The sequence below is a fragment of the Sphingomonas melonis genome, assembly GCF_013409985.1.
GTDB lineage: Bacteria > Pseudomonadota > Alphaproteobacteria > Sphingomonadales > Sphingomonadaceae > Sphingomonas > Sphingomonas melonis_A.
In genome coordinates this window covers 1,109,606-1,129,042 of the sequence record NZ_JACCBY010000001.1, presented here as the reverse complement: position 1 = coordinate 1,129,042, position 19,437 = coordinate 1,109,606, and the positions used below count along the sequence as shown (strand labels likewise).

Below are 19,437 nucleotides of genomic sequence, written 5' to 3'. Positions count from 1 at the left end.
GAGCGGTGACCGTCAGATGACAAAAGCGTCATGGTTGTAACGGGTTATGCCAGGACAGGCTGGCCCCAACCTTCGTCATCCCGGCGAAGGCCGGGACCCATGGTTGCGATGACCATCGGGGTGCGCGTTGCCGTCAGCCGCACGTGACCATGGGTCCCGGCTTTCGCCGGGATGACGACAGGGTGGTGTTTGCGGGAGAAGCGCGCTTCGCCCGAACGCCCCCTCACCCGTCGAGGATCGCCGCGATCGCCTGCGAGACATGGTCGATGTCGGCCATGCCGTTGACGCGCTCGACCAAGCCGCGCGCCTCGTAGATCGGCAGGATCGGTGCGGTCTTGGCGCGATATTCGGCCATGCGCGTCTGCACGGTCTCGGCATTGTCGTCGGGGCGGCGCTTGAACTCGGTCGACCCGCAGACGTCGCAGACGCCGGCGACCTTGGGCAGCTTGAACCGGTCGTGATAGCCCGCGCCGCATTTGGCGCAGGTATAGCGGCCCTCGACGCGCTCGATCAGCGCCGCCTCGTCCACTTCGAGCTCGATGACATGGTCGAGCGTCAGCCCGCGCGCCTCGAGCAATCCGTCGAGCGCCACGGCCTGCGCCGCGGTGCGGGGATAGCCGTCGAAGATCGCGCCGCCACCGACGCCCTGGTCGAGCCGCTCGCCGATCAGCGCCGAGACGATGGCGTCCGAGACGAGTTCACCCGCCTCCATCACCGCCTTCGCCTGCAGGCCGACGGGCGTGCCCGCCTTGACCGCGGCGCGCAGCATGTCGCCGGTCGACAGCTGCTGCATCCCGCGCGTGGCCATCAGCCGCTGCGCCTGGGTGCCCTTGCCCGCCCCTGGCGGCCCGAGAAGGATGATGTTCACGCGAGCTCTCCCTGTTTGGCTCGTTGTCGTCGGCCGAAGGGCTTAGCGGAGACGCCCGCCCTTCAGCTTCGCCTTCTTGATGAGGTCGCCATATTGATGGGCGAGCAGATGGCTCTGGATCTGCGTCACCGTGTCCATCGTCACGTTGACGACGATCAGCAGGCTGGTGCCGCCGAGATAGAAGGGGATCGACAGCGCCGACACCAGATATTCGGGCAACAGACAGATGATCGTCAGATAGGCCGCGCCGATCACGGTGATGCGGGTTAGCACGTAATCGAAATAGGTCTCGGTGTTCTTGCCGGGGCGGATGCCGGGGATGAACCCGCCATAGCGCTTGAGGTTGTCCGCGGTCTCCTCCGGGTTGAAGACGACGGCGGTGTAGAAGAACGAGAAGAAGATGATGCCGGCGGCGTAGAGCGCCATGTACACCGGCTGGCCGTGCGCCAGATACTGGTTGAGCGTGATGATGAAATCACCCCATTTCGACTGGCCGGCGACACGCTGGCCCGCGAACTGGCTGATCGTCAGCGGCATCAGCAGCAGCGACGAGGCGAAGATCGGCGGGATCACGCCCGCGGTGTTGATCTTGAGCGGCAGGTGGCTGCGGTCGGCCTGCATGCCGCGCTGCGTCTGGCGCTTGGGATATTGGATCAGGATGCGGCGCTGCGCGCGCTCCATGAAGCAGATGAACAGGATCAGCGCGACGACCGCGATGATGATGCCGATCAGCCGCACCGCGTCGATCGAGCCCGACCGGCCGCCTTCGAGCAGGTTGACGAGCGTCGTCGGCAGATGCGCGACGATGCCGGCCATGATGATGAGGCTGACGCCGTTGCCGATACCGCGGCTGGTGATCTGCTCACCCAGCCACATCAGGAACATCGTACCGCCGATCAGCGAGATGACCGCGGCGATGCGGAAGGTCATGCCCGGTTCGATCACCGCGGCGAGGCCGTTGCTCGCACTGAGCGCCTCGAGCCCGACGGCGATGAAATAGCCCTGGATCGCGGTCAGCGCGACGGTGCCGTAGCGGGTGTATTGGTTGAGCTTCTTGCGTCCCGACTCGCCTTCCTTCTTGATCGCGGCGAGCTGCGGCGACAGCGAGGTCGACAGCTGCACGACGATCGAGGCGGTGATATAGGGCATCACGCCGAGCGCGATCAGCGACATGCGGCTGAGCGAACCGCCCGAGAAGGTGTTGAAGAAATCGAGCACGCCGCCCGTGGTGCGCTGGCTCAGCAGGCCGAGGGCCGTCGGGTCGATGCCCGGCAGCGGCACATAGCTCAGCAGCCGGAAGACGATCAGCGCGCCGATCGTGAACCACAACCTTTTCTTGAGGTCGGTCGCCTGCGCGAATTTGGCGAGGCTGATGCTTTGCGCCATCTGGTCGGCTGCGGATGCCATGCGTGTCGGTGTCCTGGAAACAAAAGCGGCGGGATGCGTTTTGACCCGCCCCGCCGCTCATATAGGCGCTGGGTGCGCCTTGTCTAATCGGTCCGGCGCTTTGTGTCCCCGCGAGGCCGCGGGGACACATGATGTTACGCCTTGAACGACGCCTTCTTCTCCTGGCGCGCCTTGTACTGCACGCCCTTCTTGGCGGCGGCCTTCTCGGCGGCCGGGACGATCGTCGGGATGTCGAGCGAACCGCCGGTCTTCTCGACCTGCGCGCGCGCACCCGCCGATGCACCGGCGACGTGGAAGGCGAGCTTGGTGGTCAGCTCACCCTTGGCGAGCAGACGGACGCCGTCCTTGCCGCCACGGACGAGGCCGGCCGCCTTCAGCGCCGCCTGGTCGATCGTGCCTTCGGCGGACAGCTTGCCCGAATCGATCGCCTTCTGGATCGCGCCGGTGTTCACCTCGGCATAATCCTTGGCGAAAATGTTGTTGAAGCCGCGCTTCGGCAGACGCATGTGGAGCGGCATCTGGCCGCCTTCGAAGCCGGCGATGCTGACGCCCTCGCGGCTCTTCTGACCCTTCTGGCCGCGGCCGGCGGTCTTACCCTTGCCCGAACCGATGCCGCGTCCGACGCGGATCTTGGACTTGCGGGCACCCTGGTTGTCGCGGAGTTCGTTGAGCTTCATGATATGCACTCGCTTTCGCTTTTGTCGCGCTGATGGAAAAAGGAAGGGGGCCGCTTAGCCCCCTTCCCCGTATTTGTCACTAGGTCGGGAACCGATCCCCAATCCCGTCCGGGCCGAGCTTGTCCAAGCCCATGCCCGTCCCCCTCGTGGAGGGATGCCCTTCGACTGGCTCGGGGCGAACGGGTCGTGGGTTAGCCCTGGACCTCGACCATGTGCTGCACCTTGCGGATCATCCCGCGGACCTCGGGGCTGTCCTCCAGCTCCGAGACCTTGTGCATCTTGTTGAGGCCGAGGCCGATCAGCGTCGCGCGCTGATCCTTGGTGCGGCGGATCGGCGAACCGGTCTGCTTGATCTTGATCGTCGCCATGTCAGTTACTCCACGACGGCCGCTGCATCCGCCTCGGCGGTCTGCGAACCACCGCGGCCGAGCAGGTCGGCGATCTTCTTGCCACGGCGCTGCGCGACCGACTTCGGCGAAGTCTGCTCACCCAGTGCCTCGAACGTGGCGCGGATCATGTTGTAGGGGTTGGACGTGCCGACCGACTTGGTCACCACGTCGGCAACGCCGAGGCTCTCGAAGATGGCGCGCATCGGGCCACCCGCGATGATGCCGGTGCCCTGCGGCGCCGAACGGAGCGTCACGCGACCGGCACCGAAGTGGCCGTTGCCGTCGTGATGCAGCGTACGACCGTCCTTCAGCGGCACGCGGACCATGGCCTTCTTCGCAGCCGCAGTGGCCTTGGAGATGGCTTCCGGCACTTCGCGCGCCTTCCCGTGACCGAAGCCGACCCGGCCCTTGCCGTCGCCGACGACGACCAGCGCCGCGAAGCCGAAGCGCTTGCCGCCCTTCACCGTCTTCGAGACGCGGTTGATGTGGACCAGCTTCTCGATCAGCTCTTCGCCGCCATCGTCCTGACCGCCACGGCGATCGTCGCGACGACCGCCACGGCCGCCGTCACGGCCACCGCGATTGCCGCCCGGGCCACCGGGGCCACGGCCACCGCCGCCACCACCACGACCGCCACGCGGACCGCCACGGCCGGCGAAGCCGCCCTGCTGGCCGCCCTGGGGCGCACCGGCGTCCTGGGGAGCGCCTTCAGCCGCTGCGGGCTGCACGTTGTTCTCGTCAGCCATATTAGAACTCCAATCCGGCGGCACGCGCCGCTTCAGCCAGCGCCTTGACGCGGCCGTGGAACAGGAAGCCGCCACGATCGAACACGACCTGCGTCACGCCGGCGGCCTTCGCCGCCTCCGCCACGCGGGTGCCGACCGCAGTCGCCGCCGCGATGTTCGCGCCCGACTGGTCGCGCACGTCCTTCTCCAGGGTGGAGGCCGACGCGACGGTCTTGCCGGCGACGTCGTCGATCACCTGGGCGTAGATGTGCTTGCCCGAACGATGCACCGACAGCCGCGGACGAGTGCCGGCACGCGCCTTCAGCGCGGTACGATTGCGCCGACGGCGCTTCGCGAAAAGAGAGAGACCCTTGGTCATTACTTCTTCTTCCCTTCCTTGCGGAAGATGAACTCGCCGTCGTACTTGATGCCCTTGCCCTTGTACGGCTCGGGCTTGCGCCAGCGGCGGATCTCGGCGGCCAGCTGGCCGACCTTCTGCTTGTCCGAACCGCTGATCTCGACGGTGGTGGCGTCCGGCGTCTTCACCTCGATGCCTTCCGGCACGTCGATGTTGACGTCATGGCTGTAGCCGAGCTGCAGCTTGAGGTTGCGGCCCTGCGCGGCGGCACGATAGCCGACGCCGGTGATCAGCAGCTTCTTGGTGAAGCCGTCGGTCACGCCGGTGATCAGGTTCTGCACCATCGTGCGCTGCATGCCCCAGAACGCGCGAGCGCGCTTGGTCTCATTGGCCGGCTGCACCGAAATGCCGCCGTCCTCGAGCGTGTAGCTGATCTCTTCGCGGAGCGGCATGGTGAGGGTGCCCTTGGGGCCCTTCACGCTGATGATGCCGTCGTTGATCGTCGGCGTCACGCCGGCCGGTACGGGAACCGGCTTCTTACCGATGCGGCTCATCAGAAGACCTCCGCAAGCACTTCGCCGCCGACATTCTGCTCGCGCGCTTCCGCGTCGGACAGAACGCCACGAGGCGTCGAGACGATGGTGATGCCGAGGCCGTTGCGGACGCGGGGAAGATCCTGCGAACCGGAATAGACGCGGCGGCCGGGCTTCGAGACGCGGGCGACATGCTTGATCGCCGGCTGACCCTCGAAATACTTCAGCTCGATGCGGACACCGGCGGCGGGGCCCATCTGCTCGTCGCTGTAGCCACGGATGTAGCCTTCGCGCTGCAGCACGTCGAGCACGCGGATGCGCAGCTTCGACGCCGGCGAGAGGACGGAGTCCTTCTTCGCGCGCTGGCCGTTGCGGATACGGGTGAGCAAATCACCCAGGGGATCGGTCACTGCCATGATGAATCCTTACCAGCTCGACTTGGTGAGACCGGGGATCATGCCCTTATTGGCCAGATCACGGAGCATCACGCGTGCGAGACGGAACTTGCGGTAATAAGCGCGCGGGCGGCCCGTGATCTCGCACCGGTTACGGATGCGGGTCGGGTTCGCGTTGCGCGGCAGTTCCGCCATCTTGAGGCGAGCGATCAGACGCTCGCTCTCGTCGAGGCTCTGGTCATTCGCCATCGCCTTCAGCTTCGCCAGCTTGGGAGCATATTGCTTCACAAGCTTCTTGCGACGCTCATTCTTGTTGATCGAACTCAGTTTCGCCATGGACTTAAGCTCTCTTCCTTACTTCAGGAAAGCGAGGCTGCTCACGCAGCCTGCTTCTGCTGCTCAGCCTCGGGCTGAGGGAACGGGAAACCGAAGAGACGGAGCAGCTCGCGCGCCTCGTCGTCGGTCTTCGCCGTGGTGGTGACGATCACGTCCATGCCGCGCACCTTGTCGATGCGGTCATAGTTGATCTCGGGGAACACGATCTGCTCCTTGATGCCGCAGGCATAATTGCCACGGCCGTCGAAGCTCTTCGGGTTGAGGCCGCGGAAGTCGCGGACGCGGGGAAGAGCGATCGTGATGAAACGGTCGAGGAATTCGTACATGCGCTCGCGGCGAAGGGTGACCTTCACGCCGATCGGCATGCCCTCACGCAGCTTGAACTGCGCGATCGACTTCTTCGCCTTGGTGATCACCGGCTTCTGGCCTGCGATCAGTTCCATTTCGGAAGCGGCCTGGTCGACGCGCTTCTTGTCCTGGGTCGCCTCGCCGACGCCCATGTTCAGGACGATCTTCTCGATGCGCGGGATCTCGTTGACGTTCTTGTACCCGAACTTCTCGACCATCGCCTTGATGATCGTGTCCTCGTACATGCCCTTCATGCGGGGCTTATAGGCGGCATCAGCCATCGATCTTGTCCCCCGTCTTCACGGCCACGCGGACCTTCTTGCCGTCCTGCGTCTCGAAACGGACGCGGGTCGGCTTGCCGTCGGCGGTCACGTGCGCGACCTTCGAGATGTGCAGCGGCGCCTCGATCTTCTCGAGACCGCCCTGCGGGTTCGCCTGGGTCGGCTTGCGGTGACGGGTCGCGACGTTGACGCCGCCCACGATCACCTTGCCGTCCTTCGGCATCGCCTGGGTGACGGTGCCCGTCTTGCCCTTGTCCTTGCCGGACAGGACGACGACCTGGTCACCCTTCTTGATCTTCGCGGCGGCCATTACAGCACCTCGGGAGCGAGAGAGATGATCTTCATGTGCTTCTTGCCACGCAGCTCGCGCACGACCGGGCCGAAGATACGGGTGCCGATCGGCTCCTCGTTCTTGTTGACCAGGACGGCGGCGTTGCCGTCGAAGCGGATGGTCGAGCCATCGGCACGGTGGATGTCCTTGGCGGTGCGGACGATGACGGCGCGATGCACGTCACCCTTCTTCACCTTGCCCCGGGGCTGTGCTTCCTTGATGCTGACGACGATGATGTCGCCGACGGTGGCGGTACGACGCTTCGAGCCGCCCAGCACCTTGATGCACTGCACCCGCTTCGCGCCGCTGTTGTCAGCGACGTCGAGATTGGATTGCATCTGGATCATTGATCCAACTTCCTTCTCTCTATGGGGTGGATACCGACCCAGCCCCGCCTAAAATAATGACCCCCGGCGCGGGCGAGCCGCACCAGGGGGAGCGGCCCATTAGCCACTCCGCTGGCAGGACGCAAGCCCCCTGCCCTGATTCATCCACCGGCCGGAGCCGGCGGATGATTATGCGTCGACGTCGACCCGCTCGGGCGTCGCATGGGTGTTCACCCGATCGACGACCTTCCAGGTCTTCAGCTTGGAGATCGGTGCGGTCTCTTCGATCCGCACGGTCTCGCCGGCCTTGTACTCGTTCGCCTCGTCATGGGCGTGGTACTTCTTCGAGCGACGGATGATCTTGCCGTAGAGCGGGTGCTTGACCTTGCGCTCCACGTTCACGACCACCGTCTTGTCGCCCTTGTCGGACACGATCAGTCCGGTCAGCACGCGCTTCGGCATCTGATGTTCCTTACTTGGCAGCCGCGGCGCTGGTGCGCTGCGCCTGGAGGGTCTTGATCCGCGCGATGTCGCGACGGACTTCCTTGACGCGGCTCGGCTTTTCGAGCTGGTTCGTCGCCGCCTGGAAGCGGAGGTTGAACTGCTCGCGCTTCAGCTGGCCGAGGCTCTCGGACAGCTGATCGTCGCTCTGGCTCTGAAAATCAGACTTGGCCATCTATCACTCGCCTCCGAGGTGGCTGGTGTCACCCAGACGGGCGACGACCTTGACTTTGATCGGGAGCTTCATGGCGGCGCGCTCGAACGCCTCAGCGGCGATCTTGCCCTCGACACCGTCGAGCTCGAACAGGATCCGGCCCGGCTTGACGCGGGCGGCCCAGAACTCAGGCGAACCCTTGCCCGAGCCCATGCGGACTTCGGCCGGCTTCGACGAGACCGGCACGTCCGGGAAGATACGGATCCACAAACGCCCCTGGCGCTTGATGTGACGCGTGATCGCGCGGCGGGCCGCCTCGATCTGGCGTGCGGTGATCCGGTCCGGCTCCATCGCCTTCAGGCCGTACGACCCGAAGTTGAGGCTGGTGCCGCCCTTGGCGTCGCCGTGGATGCGGCCCTTGAAGGCCTTGCGGAATTTGGTGCGCTTTGGCTGCAACATGTCGTGTCAGTCCTTAACGACGGTCGTCGCGGGCCGGGCGGACGCCGGAGGTCTGAGCCTCCATCATCAACCGGTCCTGCGCCATCGGGTCATGGCCGAGGATCTCGCCCTTGAAGACCCAGACCTTCACGCCGCACACGCCATAGGACGTGTGGGCCTGGGCCTCGGCATAATCGATGTTCGCGCGCAGCGTGTGCAGCGGAACCCGACCTTCGCGATAGCTCTCCGAACGGGCGATCTCGGCGCCGCCGAGACGGCCACCGCAGGCGACGCGGATGCCGTCGGCACCCAGGCGCATCGCCGACTGCACCGCACGCTTCATGGCGCGGCGGAAGGCGATACGACGCTCGAGCTGGTCGGCAATGCCCTGCGCGACGAGCTTGGCATCGATCTCCGGCTTGCGGATCTCGACGATGTTCAGCGACACGTCGGACTTGGTCATCGCGCCGATCGTCTTGCGCAGCTTCTCGATGTCCGAGCCCTTCTTGCCGATGATCACACCGGGGCGGGCAGCGAAGATCGAGATGCGGCACAGCTTGGCCGGACGCTCGATGACGACCTTGGAGATGGCGGCCTGCGGCAGCGTCTTCATGATGAAGGCGCGAATCTTCAGATCCTCCAGCAGCAGCTGGCCATAATCATGGCCTTCGGCGAACCAGCGGCTGTCCCAGGTCCGGTTGATCTGGAGCCGCATGCCGATGGGGTTGCTCTTGTGACCCATTATGCTTCTTCCTGCTCGCGCACGACGATGCGCAGACGGCTGAACGGCTTCAGGATGCGGGTGGACTTGCCACGGCCGCGGGTCGCGAAGCGCTTCATGGTGATCGACTTGCCGACCGACGCCTCGGCGACGACGAGCGCGTCGACGTCGAGGTTGTGGTTGTTCTCGGCATTGGCGATGGCCGAGGCCAGCACCTTGCGCGCGTCGACCGCCATCGCCTTGGTCGAGAACTGAAGGATGCTCATCGCATCGCCGACCGGCTTGTTGCGGATCAGCGCCGCGACCAGGTTCAGCTTCTGTGCCGAACCACGGATCTGCGTGGCGACGGCAAGCGCTTCCTTCTCGCCGACCTTACGGGGGGATACAGGCTTGCTCATCAGCGCTTGCCCTTCTTGTCAGCGGCGTGACCCGGGAAGTAGCGCGTCGGCGCAAACTCACCCAGCTTCATGCCGACCATCTCTTCATTGACCGACACCGGCACGAACTTGCGGCCGTTGTAGACGTTGAACGTGAGGCCGACGAACGACGGCAGGATGGTGGAACGACGCGACCAGGTCTTGATCGGCGCGCGGCCACCGGCATCCTGCGCGGTTTCCGCCTTCTTCAGAAGGCTCAGTTCGACGAACGGGCCCTTCCAGACTGAACGAGCCATGGTTAGCCCTTCCTCTTAGTCGAATGACGCGACCGGATGATCATCTTGTCGGTCGACTTATTGTGACGGGTGCGAGCACCCTTGGTCGGCTTGCCCCAAGGCGTAACCGGATGACGGCCGCCCGAGGTCCGGCCTTCACCACCGCCGTGCGGATGGTCGACCGGGTTCTTGGCGACGCCGCGGGTCAGCGGACGCTTGCCCATCCAGCGCGAACGCCCGGCCTTGCCGAGGTTCTGGTTCTGGTTGTCCGGGTTCGACACCGCACCGACCGTCGCCATGCACTCGCCACGGATGTAGCGCTGCTCGCCCGAGTTGAGGCGGACGATGACCATGCCGCGGTCACGACCGACGACCTGCACATAGGTGCCGGCCGAACGGGCGATCTGACCACCCTTGCCCGGCTTCATCTCCACGTTGTGGACGATGGTGCCGACGGGCACCTGGCCCAGCTCCATGGCGTTGCCCGGCTTGGTGTCGGTCTTCTTGGCCGCGAGGACCTTGTCGCCCGGCGCCAGCCGCTGCGGCGCGATGATGTAGGCCAGCTCTTCGTCGGCATACTTCACCAGCGCGATGAACGCGGTGCGGTTGGGGTCATATTCCAGACGCTCGACGGTGCCTTCGACGTCCCACTTGCGACGCTTGAAGTCGACGTAGCGATACTTCTGCTTGTGACCGCCGGCGATGCCGCGCGAGGTCACATGACCCTTGTTGTTGCGACCACCGGTCTTGCGCTTGCCTTCGGTAAGCGCCTTGACCGGCTTGCCCTTGTAGAGCGCGGATTTGTCGACGAGGATCAGGCCGCGGCGGGCCGGGCTCGTCGGGTTGTAATGCTTGAGTGCCATGACCCCTTAGATCCCCGTCGTCACGTCGATGGACTGGCCGTCCTTCAGGGTGACAATGGCCTTCTTCATGTCCGAGCGCTGGTACGGAGCACCCTTCCACTTCTTGGTCTTGCCCTTCTGGACGATCGTGTTCACGCCGGTCACGGTGACGTCGAAGAGAGCCTCGACGGCAGCCTTGATCTCGGGCTTGGTCGCGTCGTTCGCGACCTTGAACACAACGGCGTTCTGCTCGGAGAGCAGGGTTGCCTTTTCGGTGATGTGCGGCGCGACGATCACGTCATAGTGACGGTTGTCGACGGCCTTCTGCTGCTTAGCCATTGAAGCGAGCCTCCAGCTTCTCGACCGCCGCGCGGGTCAGCACCAGCGTGTCAGCCTTCAGGATGTCATAGACGTTGGCACCGGCCGACGGCAGCACGTTGATGCCGTGCAGGTTGCCTGCGGCCAGCGCGAAGCTCGTCTCGACGGCGTCGCCGTCGATGACCAGCGCCGACTTGCCAAAGCCGAGCTTGGCGAGATCGCCGACCAGCGTCTTGGTCTTGTTGTTCTCGACCGCGATGCTGTCCATGACGATCAGCGAGCCGGCCTTGGCGTGGCTCGAGAGGGCCATCTTCAGACCGAGGGCGCGAATCTTCTTGTTCAGCGACGGGTTGAAGTCACGGACGCGGGCGCCGTGAGCCTTACCACCGCCGATGAAGACGGGCGCGCGGCGATCGCCGTGACGGGCGGTACCGCCGCCCTTCTGGCGACCGAACTTCTTGCCCGAACGGGCGACGTCCGCACGCTCGCGGGTGCCACGAGCCGTCTCGCGACGCTTCTCGAGCTGCCAGGTGACCACGCGGTGCAGGATGTCGGCGCGCGGATCGAGGCCGAAGACCTCGTCGTTGAGCTCGACGTCCGCCGCAGCGGTGCCGGCGAAGGATTGAACCTTGACCTTCACGTTCAGCCCTCCTGGCCGTCGGTAGCTTCCGGCGCGCTCGTCTCTGCGGGCGTGTCGGCTGCGGTGTTGCTGTTGGCAGCCTGCTTCAGGCTGGCGGGATAGGGAGCGTCGGCATGCGCCTTGACCTTGACCGCGTCCTTGACGAACAGCCAGCCGCCCTTCGAGCCAGGGACCGAGCCCTTGACGAAGATGAGGCCGCGCTCGGCGTCGGTGCCGACGATCTCGAGGTTCTGCTGGGTGCGGTTGCGGTCGCCCATGTGGCCGGCCATCTTCTTGTTCTTGAAGACCTTGCCCGGATCCTGGCGCTGACCGGTCGAACCGAGCGAGCGGTGCGAGACCGACACGCCGTGGGTCGCACGCAGACCGGCGAAGTTCCAGCGCTTCATGCCGCCGGCGAAGCCCTTACCCTGGGTACGACCCTGGATATCGACCAGCTGGCCAGCGACGAAATGCTCGGCCGAGATTTCCGCACCGACGTCGAGGAGGTTGTCCTCGCTGACGCGGAATTCCGCGACGACCGCCTTGGGCTCGACTTCGGCCTTGCCGAAGTGGCCGCGCTGCGGCTTGGCGACATTCTTGGCTTTGGCGACGCCAGCACCGAGCTGGACGGCGGTATAGCCATCACGATCTTGTTCGCGACGGGCAATGACCTGGAGGCCTTCGAGTTGCAGGACGGTGACCGGCACGTGGCGGCCGTCATCCTGGAACAGGCGGGTCATACCCATTTTCTTCGCGATCACGCCAGTGCGCATGATCCGTCACTCCTTACAGAGGCACGCCCGGGACCATTCCCGTACGTGCGTGTGGCCCCTCGCCCCGGCCGATTCGCCGTGTCGAGAGTCCGGTTCAGCCCGAAAGATGTACGTCGCCCCGTCCCGGGCTGGTCGCCCCCGTTGCCGGGAACATGACGGGAGACGCTGGCCCGGCAACCGAAGCGGCCGGCGGTATCTCGTGTCTGTCAGGTACTCCGCACAGCGGAGGTCCCAAACTGGCCGTTCCGCCTGAGCGGAAAACAGCAAACCCGCGGGACTCACGTCGACCGCGGGATGCGGCCCATTACGCCAACTTGATCTCGACGTCAACGCCTGCAGCGAGGTCGAGCTTCATGAGCGCGTCCACCGTCTGCGGGGTCGGCTGCACGATGTCGAGCATGCGCTTGTAGGTGCGGACCTCGAACTGCTCGCGCGACTTCTTGTCGATGTGCGGACCGCGGTTGACGGTGAACTTCTCGATGCGGGTCGGCAGCGGAATCGGGCCGCGGATAAGCGCGCCGGTGCGGCGCGCGGTGTCGGCGATGTCGCCGGTCGCCTGGTCGAGCACACGATGATCGAACGCCTTGAGGCGAATGCGGATATTGCTGTCCATGATCCCTACCGATGCGAAGGAGCACGACCCCGGCCGTCTCCACCGCCCGATGGCGGAGGACTCGTGCCGCTGGTGCTGGACCGGCGGGATGAGATCGCCCTGCCCGATTGACGGGTGCAGCGCGACGACGAGAAAGAGCCGTAACTCAGTAAAACTTGGAGGAGCGCCCTTAAAGGAGCCCTCATAAAATAGCAACGGCCCGACTCTCCTTTTTTGGAGAGCCGGGCCGCTGTGTCTCGATCGGGCCGGCGCCGCAGCGCCGATCCGTCTCTTACTTGTCGATGCCGCTCACGACGCCCGCGCCGACGGTACGACCGCCCTCACGGATGGTGAAGCGCTGGCCGACGTCCATGGCGATCGGCGCGATCAGCTTGATGCCGAGGGCGATGTTGTCGCCCGGCATCACCATCTCGGTGCCCTCGGGCAGCTCGACGGTGCCGGTCACGTCGGTCGTGCGGAAGTAGAACTGCGGACGATAGTTGGCGAAGAACGGCGTGTGACGGCCACCCTCTTCCTTCGACAGCACGTACACTTCCGACTGGAAGTCGGTGTGCGGCTTGATCGAGCCGGGCTTGCAGAGCACCTGGCCACGCTCGACTTCGTCGCGCGCAACACCGCGGATCAGCGCACCGACGTTGTCGCCGGCCTGGCCCTGGTCGAGCAGCTTGCGGAACATCTCGACGCCGGTGACGGTGGTCTTGCGGACGGTCGGGTGGATACCGACGATCTCGACTTCCTCACCGACCTTGACGATGCCGGTCTCGACGCGGCCCGTGACGACCGTACCACGACCCGAGATCGAGAACACGTCCTCGATCGGCATCATGAACGGCTTGTCGAGCGGACGCTCCGGCTGCGGGATGTAGTCGTCGACCGCCTTCATCAGCTCGAGCACGGCTTCCTTGCCGAACTTGTCGTTCGAACCCGAGAGCGCGCAGGTCGCCGAACCCTTGATGATGGGGATATCGTCGCCCGGGAATTCGTACGAGCTGAGCAGCTCGCGGATTTCCAGCTCGACCAGCTCGAGGATCTCCTCGTCGTCGACCAGATCGACCTTGTTCATGAACACGACCATCGCCGGCACGCCGACCTGACGGGCGAGCAGGATGTGCTCGCGGGTCTGCGGCATCGGGCCGTCGGTGGCCGACACGACCAGGATCGCGCCGTCCATCTGCGCGGCGCCGGTGATCATGTTCTTCACATAGTCGGCGTGGCCCGGGCAATCGACGTGCGCATAGTGGCGGTTGGTCGTCTCATACTCGACGTGCGCGGTCGAGATGGTGATGCCGCGCTCGCGCTCTTCCGGAGCCTTGTCGATGTTCGCGAAGTCGACTGCGGTGCCGCCGGTCGTCTCTGCCAGCACCTTGGTGATCGCAGCGGTCAGCGACGTCTTGCCATGGTCGACGTGGCCGATGGTGCCGATGTTGAGGTGCGGCTTGTTCCGCTCGAATTTTGCCTTAGCCATTTTCCTACCTTCTGATTCGAATTCGGTGCCGCCGGGGCCACGCGAACGCGGCCCTTTAGCGGTAGATGATTGGTAACGCCAGCCCCTGCCCGCAGCCTAAGTCCGGCTCTCGCCGGAGTTACGCGCGGGTGCCAGGCCTTTCGGCAGCTTGGGACCAGGTTGCCCCGGCCCCGCGCGCCTTAGGCCATCTTCGCCTTGATCTCGTCGGCGACGTTGGTCGGAACCTCGTCGTAGTGCGAGAACTGCATGCTGTACTGCGCGCGGCCCTGGGTGAACGAGCGGAGCTGGTTCACGTAGCCGAACATGTTCGCCAGCGGCACCATCGCCTCGACCGTCTGCGCATTGCCGCGGCTGTCGGTACCCTGGATCTGGCCACGACGGCTGTTCATGTCGCCGATGACGTCGCCGAGATATTCCTCGGGGGTGACGACCTCGACCTTCATGATCGGCTCGAGCAGCTTGATGCCGGCTTTCTGGGCCGCTTCACGCATCGCGCCACGCGCGCAGATTTCGAACGCCAGCGCCGACGAGTCGACGTCATGGTAGGCGCCGTCGTACAGATGCACTTCGAAGTCGATGATCGGGAAGCCGATCAGCGAACCCGTCTCGGCGGTCTCGCGCATGCCCTTCTCGACGGAGGGGATATACTCCTTCGGGATGTTGCCGCCCTTGACCTCGTCGAAGAACTGGAAGCCCGAGCCACGCTCGCCGGGGACGACCGTCAGCTTGACGCGACCGAACTGACCCGAACCACCCGACTGCTTCTTGTGGGTGTAGTCGATGTCGACCTTCTTCGCGAGATATTCGCGATAGGCGACCTGCGGGGCACCGACGTTCGCCTCGACCTTGAACTCGCGCTTCATGCGGTCGACCAGGATCTCGAGGTGGAGCTCGCCCATCCCCTTGATGATGGTCTGACCCGATTCGGCGTCCGACGAGACGCGGAACGAGGGGTCCTCGCGGGCGAGACGATTGAGCGCGACGCCCATCTTCTCCTGGTCGGCCTTGGTCTTCGGCTCCACCGACAGCTCGATCACGGGCTCGGGGAATTCCATCCGCTCAAGGATGATCGGAGCGTTGATCGCGCAGAGCGTGTCACCGGTCGTGGTATCCTTGAGACCCGCCAGCGCGACGATGTCGCCGGCATAGGCCACCTGGATGTCCTCGCGGTCGTTCGCATGCATCAGCAGCATGCGGCCAACCTTTTCCTTCTTGTCCTTGACCGAGTTGGTCACCTGCGACGCGGCTTCGAGCTTGCCCGAATAGATGCGCGCGAAGGTCAGCGTGCCGACGAACGGATCGTTCATGATCTTGAACGCCAGCGCCGAGAACGGCGCGGTGTCGTCCGACGGACGCTCGTCCGGCGTCTCGCCGTCGAGCTTCACGCCCTTGATCGCCGGAACGTCGAGCGGCGACGGCAGATAGTCGACGACCGCGTCGAGCAGCGGCTGCACGCCCTTGTTCTTGAACGCCGAGCCGCAGACGACCGGCACGAACGCCATGCTGAGCGTACCCTTGCGGATCAGCTTCTTGAGGTCGGCGACCGACGGCTCGTTGCCCTCGAGATACGCCTCCATCAGCTCGTCGTCCTGCTCGACGGCCATCTCGATCAGCTCGCTGCGGTACTTGGCGGCCTTTTCCGCCATGTCCTCAGGGATGTCCTGATATTCGAACTTCGCGCCCAGGCTCTCTTCGAGCCAGATGATCGCGCGGTTGTTGACCAGGTCGACGAGGCCCTTGAAGCCGCCTTCCATGCCGATCGGCAGGTACAGGACGGCCGGACGCGCGCCGAGACGCTCGATGATCGAGTTCACGCAGAAATAGAAGTCGGCGCCGGTGCGGTCGAGCTTGTTGACGAAGCACATGCGCGGCACGCCGTACTTGTCGGCCTGACGCCACACGGTTTCCGACTGCGGCTCGACGCCGGCGACGCCGTCGAAGCATGCGACCGCACCGTCGAGCACGCGCAGCGAACGCTCGACTTCGATCGTGAAGTCGACGTGGCCGGGGGTGTCGATGATGTTGATGCGGTGCTCGGCGCCCTTGCCCTCGTCGGCCGACCAGAAGCACGTGGTCGCGGCGGACGTGATCGTGATCCCGCGCTCCTGCTCCTGCTCCATCCAGTCCATCGTCGCGGTGCCTTCGTGCACTTCGCCGATCTTGTAGGACTTGCCGGTGTAATAGAGGATGCGCTCGGTCGTGGTCGTCTTGCCGGCGTCGATGTGCGCCATGATGCCGATGTTGCGATAGCGATCGAGCGGATGGCTGCGGGCCATGATCGTGGTTTCCTTAGCGATGTGGGGAGCGCAGCTTCCGCCGGCTCCCCACGATATAGGTTAGAAGGTCGAGGCTTCCAAGCCTTACCAGCGGTAGTGGCTGAAGGCGCGGTTGGCTTCGGCCATACGGTGCGTGTCTTCGCGCTTCTTGACCGCGTTGCCGCGGTTGTTGGCGGCATCCATCAGCTCGCCCGACAGGCGTGCCGACATGGTGTTCTCGCTGCGCGCGCGGGCGGCGGCGATCAGCCAGCGGATGGCCAGCGCCTGGGCGCGCTCCGGACGGACCTCGACGGGAACCTGGTAGGTCGCACCACCGACGCGGCGCGAGCGCACTTCGATGCCCGGCTTGATGTTGTTGAGCGCGTCGTGGAACACGCCGATCGGCTCGCGCTTGGCGCGGCTTTCGACGGTTTCGAGCGCACCGTAGACGATCAGTTCGGCGACGGACTTCTTGCCGTCGAGCATGACCGAATTCATGAACTTCGAGAGAACCTCATCCCCGAACTTGGGATCAGGCAGGATGACCCGCTTTTCGGGACGACGACGACGTGCCATTTCAAAAACCTTTCTAACTTCAGCCTGGTGGTCGAGCCCCGAGCAACGGGGCCAACCGGCTTACTTCGGACGCTTGGCGCCGTACTTGGAGCGGGACTGACGGCGATCCTTGACGCCCTGCGTATCGAGCACGCCGCGCAGGACGTGGTAGCGAACGCCGGGAAGATCGCGCACACGGCCGCCGCGGATCAGGACCACCGAGTGCTCCTGAAGGTTGTGGCCTTCGCCCGGAATGTAGCTGATGACTTCGCGGCTGTTGGTCAGGCGGACCTTGGCCACCTTGCGCAGCGCCGAGTTCGGCTTCTTCGGGGTCGTCGTGTAGACGCGGGTGCAGACGCCGCGCTTCTGCGGGTTCTGCTCCATCGCAGGGACCTTCGACTTGGCCTTCTGCGGGTCGCGGCCCTTGCGGACCAGCTGGTTGATCGTCGGCATGAAGCCTTCACCTCGTATGTGGGTTACTTTGCTGGAGCCATCACAGCACTTCGGAATACAAAAAGGGACGGATGGCGGCGCATGCACCACCCCGGCCCCACAACTTTGCATCCAGCAATGTTCAAGCATGTCCGCCGGATCGCTCCGACAGACGGGGCGGGCCTATACGCAGAGTCGGGGCGCGGGTCAACGGGGCGCCCTCGCCCCCGCCCCTCGCCGCCGACGCCGCGCCACCCGCCTAGCGCCTTGCGGTGAGCGCCCCCAGCAACGCCTTCTCGAATCGGGCCGGGTCCTCGACCTGCGGCGAATGGCCAAGACCGTCGAGCGGGACCAACGTGGCGTTCGGCATCTGCGTCACCGCCTTCCGGGCGACGACGGGGATCGCCTCGAGGAACTGGCGCAGATTGGGCGGCGTCTGCGCGCGGCCGAAGGCGGTGCGGTCGAGCGTGCCGATCAGCAGCGTCGTCGGCGGCTTCACGCGGTACAGTTCGTGCGCGACCGGCTGCGTCTTGATCATCTCGCTGGTCTTCGCCTGGGCGAGCGCCACCGCGTCGCGTCCCGCCCCCTGATACATGCCGGCGAGCATCCATACCCAGCGGTCGTAGGCCGGCTTCCACGTGCCGTGGTAGTAATTCTGCTGCTGATAGGCCTTGATCGACGCGTAGCTCGCCTTGCGCTCGCCGGCCCAGAGCGTGTCGACATCGACATAGGGCAGCCCCTCTTCCGACCGGTCCTTGAGGCCGAGCGGGTTAACCAGCACCAGCCGCTCGACCGAATCGGGGTAGAGGATCGCCAGGCGCATCGCGAGCATGCCGCCGAACGAATGGCCGACGATCGCGGCGCGCGTGATGCCGCGCGACTCCATCAACCGGCGCGTGAACGACGCCAGCATCTCGAAACTATATTGCGCGCTGCGCGGCTTGGCCGATTTGCAGAAGCCGATCTGGTCGGGGATGAGGACGCGGTAGCCCGCATTGCTCAGCGCGCGCGCACTGCTTTCCCAGGTCGCACCACAGAAGTTCTTGCCGTGCAGCAGCACGACGCTGCGCCCGTTCGGACGGGGCGGCGCGATATCCATGAACGCCATCGTTGCGGGCTGGCCGACCACGTCGAAGGTCATCGTCTGCACCGGCCACGGATAGGTGAAGCGTTCCAGATTCGCCCCCAACTCGGGCACGGCCACCGCATCGGCTGCGATCGCGCCACCCGGCGCAGCGGCGAGCGCCAGTACCGCCACCGCTGCCATCATCTTCACCACGCTCACTCTCCCCACGCTGCTTTCGCCTGTCCCATAAGGGGATCGTCGCCATCCGTCACTCGGCCGGTCGACGCCGTGCAGGATCGTCTTGCCCTTTTTTTCGCAAGGCGGTAGAGGGCGCCGCACTGCAGGAGTGTAGCTCAGTTGGTAGAGCATCGGTCTCCAAAACCGAGGGCCCACGGTTCGAGTCCGTGCACTCCTGCCAGTCCTGTCCGCGAATCGCCGGCCGGACCTTGACCCAGCGCAATGAATTTTTTGTCATAATACCGGTGACGCCGACGCCTAACCTGCTATAAAGTTAGGTATGGATGAGGCTACACGACTGACGATTGTTTATGCCATCATTGGCGTTCTGCTATTGATCGGCATACCGACACTGGTCGTGTATTTGCGGCGTCGCAAGCGCGAGAAATTGCGCCGGCGCGGGATCAAGACCTACGGTCATTGATCGGCGTTTCGGGCCTCCTTTCGGCGCCCTCCCCCGCGGACTTGCCTTTATCCGGTCGCGCGGCTATCTGCGCAGGCCATCCGACAGCTGAGGACGGGCCACGCCGGTTCCCCACATGAGGGAAGCGGCAGCGGCCTTATGCCTTCAGCGACACGGACTTTCGTGATTCCAGCGGGTTTTGAGAAAAAACAGTGGCGAAGACGACCCCCATCGAATTCATCCGTCAGGTGCAGGCCGAGACCAAGAAGGTCGTCTGGCCGACCCGGCGCGAGACGATCATGACGGGCGTGATGGTGGTCATCATGACCACGATCCTCGCGCTGTTCTTCCTGGGCGTCGACACGTTCTTCAACGCGGTCGTCCAGGCGCTGCTCAAGCTCGCGAAGTAAAGGTTTTCC

At 64.9% G+C, this 19,437-nt stretch carries 29 protein-coding genes and 1 tRNA gene; 2 read left to right on the top strand and 28 right to left on the bottom strand.

Going from position 1 to position 19,437, the window contains the following annotated elements; translation table 11 throughout:
• Window positions 1–223 precede the first annotated feature (223 nt).
• From HD841_RS05445 to HD841_RS05310, 28 genes are all read right to left on the bottom strand, one after another.
• The gene (locus HD841_RS05445) at window positions 224–868 is read right to left on the bottom strand and encodes an adenylate kinase (protein ID WP_179507800.1); all 645 of its coding nucleotides are present in this window, start codon (window positions 866–868) and stop codon (window positions 224–226) included.
• A 42-nt stretch (window positions 869–910) separates the two neighbouring features.
• On the bottom strand, window positions 911–2,275 hold the full coding sequence (gene secY, locus HD841_RS05440) for a preprotein translocase subunit SecY (RefSeq protein WP_179507799.1): 1,365 nt from the start codon (window positions 2,273–2,275) through the stop codon (window positions 911–913).
• 134 nt (window positions 2,276–2,409) lie between these two features.
• Window positions 2,410–2,952 (bottom strand): 50S ribosomal protein L15, encoded by a 543-nt coding sequence (gene rplO, locus HD841_RS05435; RefSeq protein ID WP_179507798.1) that lies wholly within the window; start codon window positions 2,950–2,952, stop codon window positions 2,410–2,412.
• Window positions 2,953–3,143: 191 nt separating this feature from the next.
• Window positions 3,144–3,320: a 50S ribosomal protein L30 gene (rpmD, locus tag HD841_RS05430; RefSeq protein WP_017979476.1), complete on the bottom strand. Its 177-nt coding sequence runs from the start codon at window positions 3,318–3,320 to the stop codon at window positions 3,144–3,146.
• A gap of 5 nt (window positions 3,321–3,325) precedes the next feature.
• On the bottom strand, window positions 3,326–4,087 hold the full coding sequence (gene rpsE / locus HD841_RS05425) for a 30S ribosomal protein S5 (RefSeq protein WP_257015254.1): 762 nt from the start codon (window positions 4,085–4,087) through the stop codon (window positions 3,326–3,328).
• Window position 4,088: 1 nt separating this feature from the next.
• Window positions 4,089–4,445 (bottom strand): 50S ribosomal protein L18, encoded by a 357-nt coding sequence (rplR, locus tag HD841_RS05420; protein ID WP_179507797.1) that lies wholly within the window; start codon window positions 4,443–4,445, stop codon window positions 4,089–4,091.
• Window positions 4,445–4,978: a 50S ribosomal protein L6 gene (gene rplF / locus HD841_RS05415; RefSeq protein ID WP_179507796.1), complete on the bottom strand. Its 534-nt coding sequence runs from the start codon at window positions 4,976–4,978 to the stop codon at window positions 4,445–4,447. Before rplF ends, rplR begins: the two co-directional genes overlap by 1 nt.
• A complete protein-coding gene (rpsH, locus tag HD841_RS05410; protein WP_179507795.1) occupies window positions 4,978–5,373 on the bottom strand; it encodes a 30S ribosomal protein S8 in 396 nt (131 codons plus the stop codon). Before rpsH ends, rplF begins: the two co-directional genes overlap by 1 nt.
• Window positions 5,374–5,382: 9 nt before the next feature.
• Window positions 5,383–5,688, bottom strand: coding sequence for a 30S ribosomal protein S14 (gene rpsN / locus HD841_RS05405; protein ID WP_038663377.1), 306 nt, complete (start codon window positions 5,686–5,688; stop codon window positions 5,383–5,385).
• Between the two features lie 41 nt (window positions 5,689–5,729).
• A complete protein-coding gene (gene rplE / locus HD841_RS05400) occupies window positions 5,730–6,317 on the bottom strand; it encodes a 50S ribosomal protein L5 (RefSeq protein WP_179507794.1) in 588 nt (195 codons plus the stop codon).
• Window positions 6,310–6,627, bottom strand: coding sequence for a 50S ribosomal protein L24 (gene rplX, locus HD841_RS05395; protein ID WP_179507793.1), 318 nt, complete (start codon window positions 6,625–6,627; stop codon window positions 6,310–6,312). Before rplX ends, rplE begins: the two co-directional genes overlap by 8 nt.
• Window positions 6,627–6,995 carry a 50S ribosomal protein L14 gene (rplN, locus tag HD841_RS05390; protein ID WP_037534160.1) on the bottom strand — a complete coding sequence of 123 codons (369 nt, stop codon included), beginning with the start codon at window positions 6,993–6,995 and terminating at the stop codon, window positions 6,627–6,629. Before rplN ends, rplX begins: the two co-directional genes overlap by 1 nt.
• 168 nt (window positions 6,996–7,163) lie before the next feature.
• Window positions 7,164–7,436: a 30S ribosomal protein S17 gene (gene rpsQ / locus HD841_RS05385; protein WP_115377314.1), complete on the bottom strand. Its 273-nt coding sequence runs from the start codon at window positions 7,434–7,436 to the stop codon at window positions 7,164–7,166.
• Window positions 7,437–7,446: 10 nt separating this feature from the next.
• Window positions 7,447–7,650 carry a 50S ribosomal protein L29 gene (gene rpmC / locus HD841_RS05380; RefSeq protein ID WP_179507792.1) on the bottom strand — a complete coding sequence of 68 codons (204 nt, stop codon included), beginning with the start codon at window positions 7,648–7,650 and terminating at the stop codon, window positions 7,447–7,449.
• Between the two features lie 3 nt (window positions 7,651–7,653).
• Complete coding sequence (gene rplP, locus HD841_RS05375; protein WP_037534163.1) at window positions 7,654–8,088, bottom strand: 50S ribosomal protein L16; 435 nt, start codon at window positions 8,086–8,088, stop codon at window positions 7,654–7,656.
• A gap of 13 nt (window positions 8,089–8,101) precedes the next feature.
• On the bottom strand, window positions 8,102–8,809 hold the full coding sequence (gene rpsC / locus HD841_RS05370) for a 30S ribosomal protein S3 (RefSeq protein WP_037534164.1): 708 nt from the start codon (window positions 8,807–8,809) through the stop codon (window positions 8,102–8,104).
• On the bottom strand, window positions 8,809–9,186 hold the full coding sequence (rplV, locus tag HD841_RS05365) for a 50S ribosomal protein L22 (RefSeq protein ID WP_037534166.1): 378 nt from the start codon (window positions 9,184–9,186) through the stop codon (window positions 8,809–8,811). The genes rpsC and rplV overlap by 1 nt, the downstream gene beginning before the upstream one ends.
• Window positions 9,186–9,461, bottom strand: a complete 276-nt coding sequence (gene rpsS / locus HD841_RS05360; protein WP_037534168.1) for a 30S ribosomal protein S19 — start codon at window positions 9,459–9,461, stop codon at window positions 9,186–9,188. The genes rplV and rpsS overlap by 1 nt, the downstream gene beginning before the upstream one ends.
• 2 nt (window positions 9,462–9,463) lie before the next feature.
• Entirely contained in the window at window positions 9,464–10,303 is an 840-nt protein-coding gene (gene rplB, locus HD841_RS05355; RefSeq protein ID WP_037534170.1) for a 50S ribosomal protein L2, read from the bottom strand.
• 6 nt (window positions 10,304–10,309) lie between these two features.
• Complete coding sequence (locus HD841_RS05350; RefSeq protein ID WP_179507791.1) at window positions 10,310–10,621, bottom strand: 50S ribosomal protein L23; 312 nt, start codon at window positions 10,619–10,621, stop codon at window positions 10,310–10,312.
• Window positions 10,614–11,240 carry a 50S ribosomal protein L4 gene (gene rplD, locus HD841_RS05345; protein WP_179507790.1) on the bottom strand — a complete coding sequence of 209 codons (627 nt, stop codon included), beginning with the start codon at window positions 11,238–11,240 and terminating at the stop codon, window positions 10,614–10,616. Before rplD ends, HD841_RS05350 begins: the two co-directional genes overlap by 8 nt.
• A 2-nt stretch (window positions 11,241–11,242) precedes the next feature.
• Window positions 11,243–11,992 carry a 50S ribosomal protein L3 gene (rplC, locus tag HD841_RS05340; protein WP_179507789.1) on the bottom strand — a complete coding sequence of 250 codons (750 nt, stop codon included), beginning with the start codon at window positions 11,990–11,992 and terminating at the stop codon, window positions 11,243–11,245.
• Between the two features lie 304 nt (window positions 11,993–12,296).
• Window positions 12,297–12,605, bottom strand: a complete 309-nt coding sequence (gene rpsJ / locus HD841_RS05335) for a 30S ribosomal protein S10 (protein ID WP_007406109.1) — start codon at window positions 12,603–12,605, stop codon at window positions 12,297–12,299.
• Between the two features lie 271 nt (window positions 12,606–12,876).
• A complete protein-coding gene (gene tuf / locus HD841_RS05330; RefSeq protein ID WP_179507788.1) occupies window positions 12,877–14,070 on the bottom strand; it encodes an elongation factor Tu in 1,194 nt (397 codons plus the stop codon).
• A gap of 179 nt (window positions 14,071–14,249) precedes the next feature.
• The gene (gene fusA / locus HD841_RS05325; protein ID WP_179507787.1) at window positions 14,250–16,346 is read right to left on the bottom strand and encodes an elongation factor G; all 2,097 of its coding nucleotides are present in this window, start codon (window positions 16,344–16,346) and stop codon (window positions 14,250–14,252) included.
• 84 nt (window positions 16,347–16,430) lie between these two features.
• Window positions 16,431–16,901, bottom strand: a complete 471-nt coding sequence (gene rpsG, locus HD841_RS05320) for a 30S ribosomal protein S7 (RefSeq protein ID WP_037534182.1) — start codon at window positions 16,899–16,901, stop codon at window positions 16,431–16,433.
• Window positions 16,902–16,961: 60 nt separating this feature from the next.
• Window positions 16,962–17,333: a 30S ribosomal protein S12 gene (gene rpsL / locus HD841_RS05315; protein WP_010185487.1), complete on the bottom strand. Its 372-nt coding sequence runs from the start codon at window positions 17,331–17,333 to the stop codon at window positions 16,962–16,964.
• A gap of 238 nt (window positions 17,334–17,571) precedes the next feature.
• Entirely contained in the window at window positions 17,572–18,582 is a 1,011-nt protein-coding gene (locus HD841_RS05310) for an alpha/beta fold hydrolase (protein WP_257015315.1), read from the bottom strand.
• Window positions 18,583–18,720: 138 nt separating this feature from the next.
• Between HD841_RS05310 and HD841_RS05305 the strand changes: the two genes are divergently transcribed.
• Window positions 18,721–18,796, top strand: a tRNA-Trp gene (locus HD841_RS05305).
• A gap of 434 nt (window positions 18,797–19,230) precedes the next feature.
• Window positions 19,231–19,428, top strand: coding sequence for a preprotein translocase subunit SecE (gene secE / locus HD841_RS05300; protein WP_017979500.1), 198 nt, complete (start codon window positions 19,231–19,233; stop codon window positions 19,426–19,428).
• The last annotated feature ends 9 nt before the right edge of the window (window positions 19,429–19,437 follow it).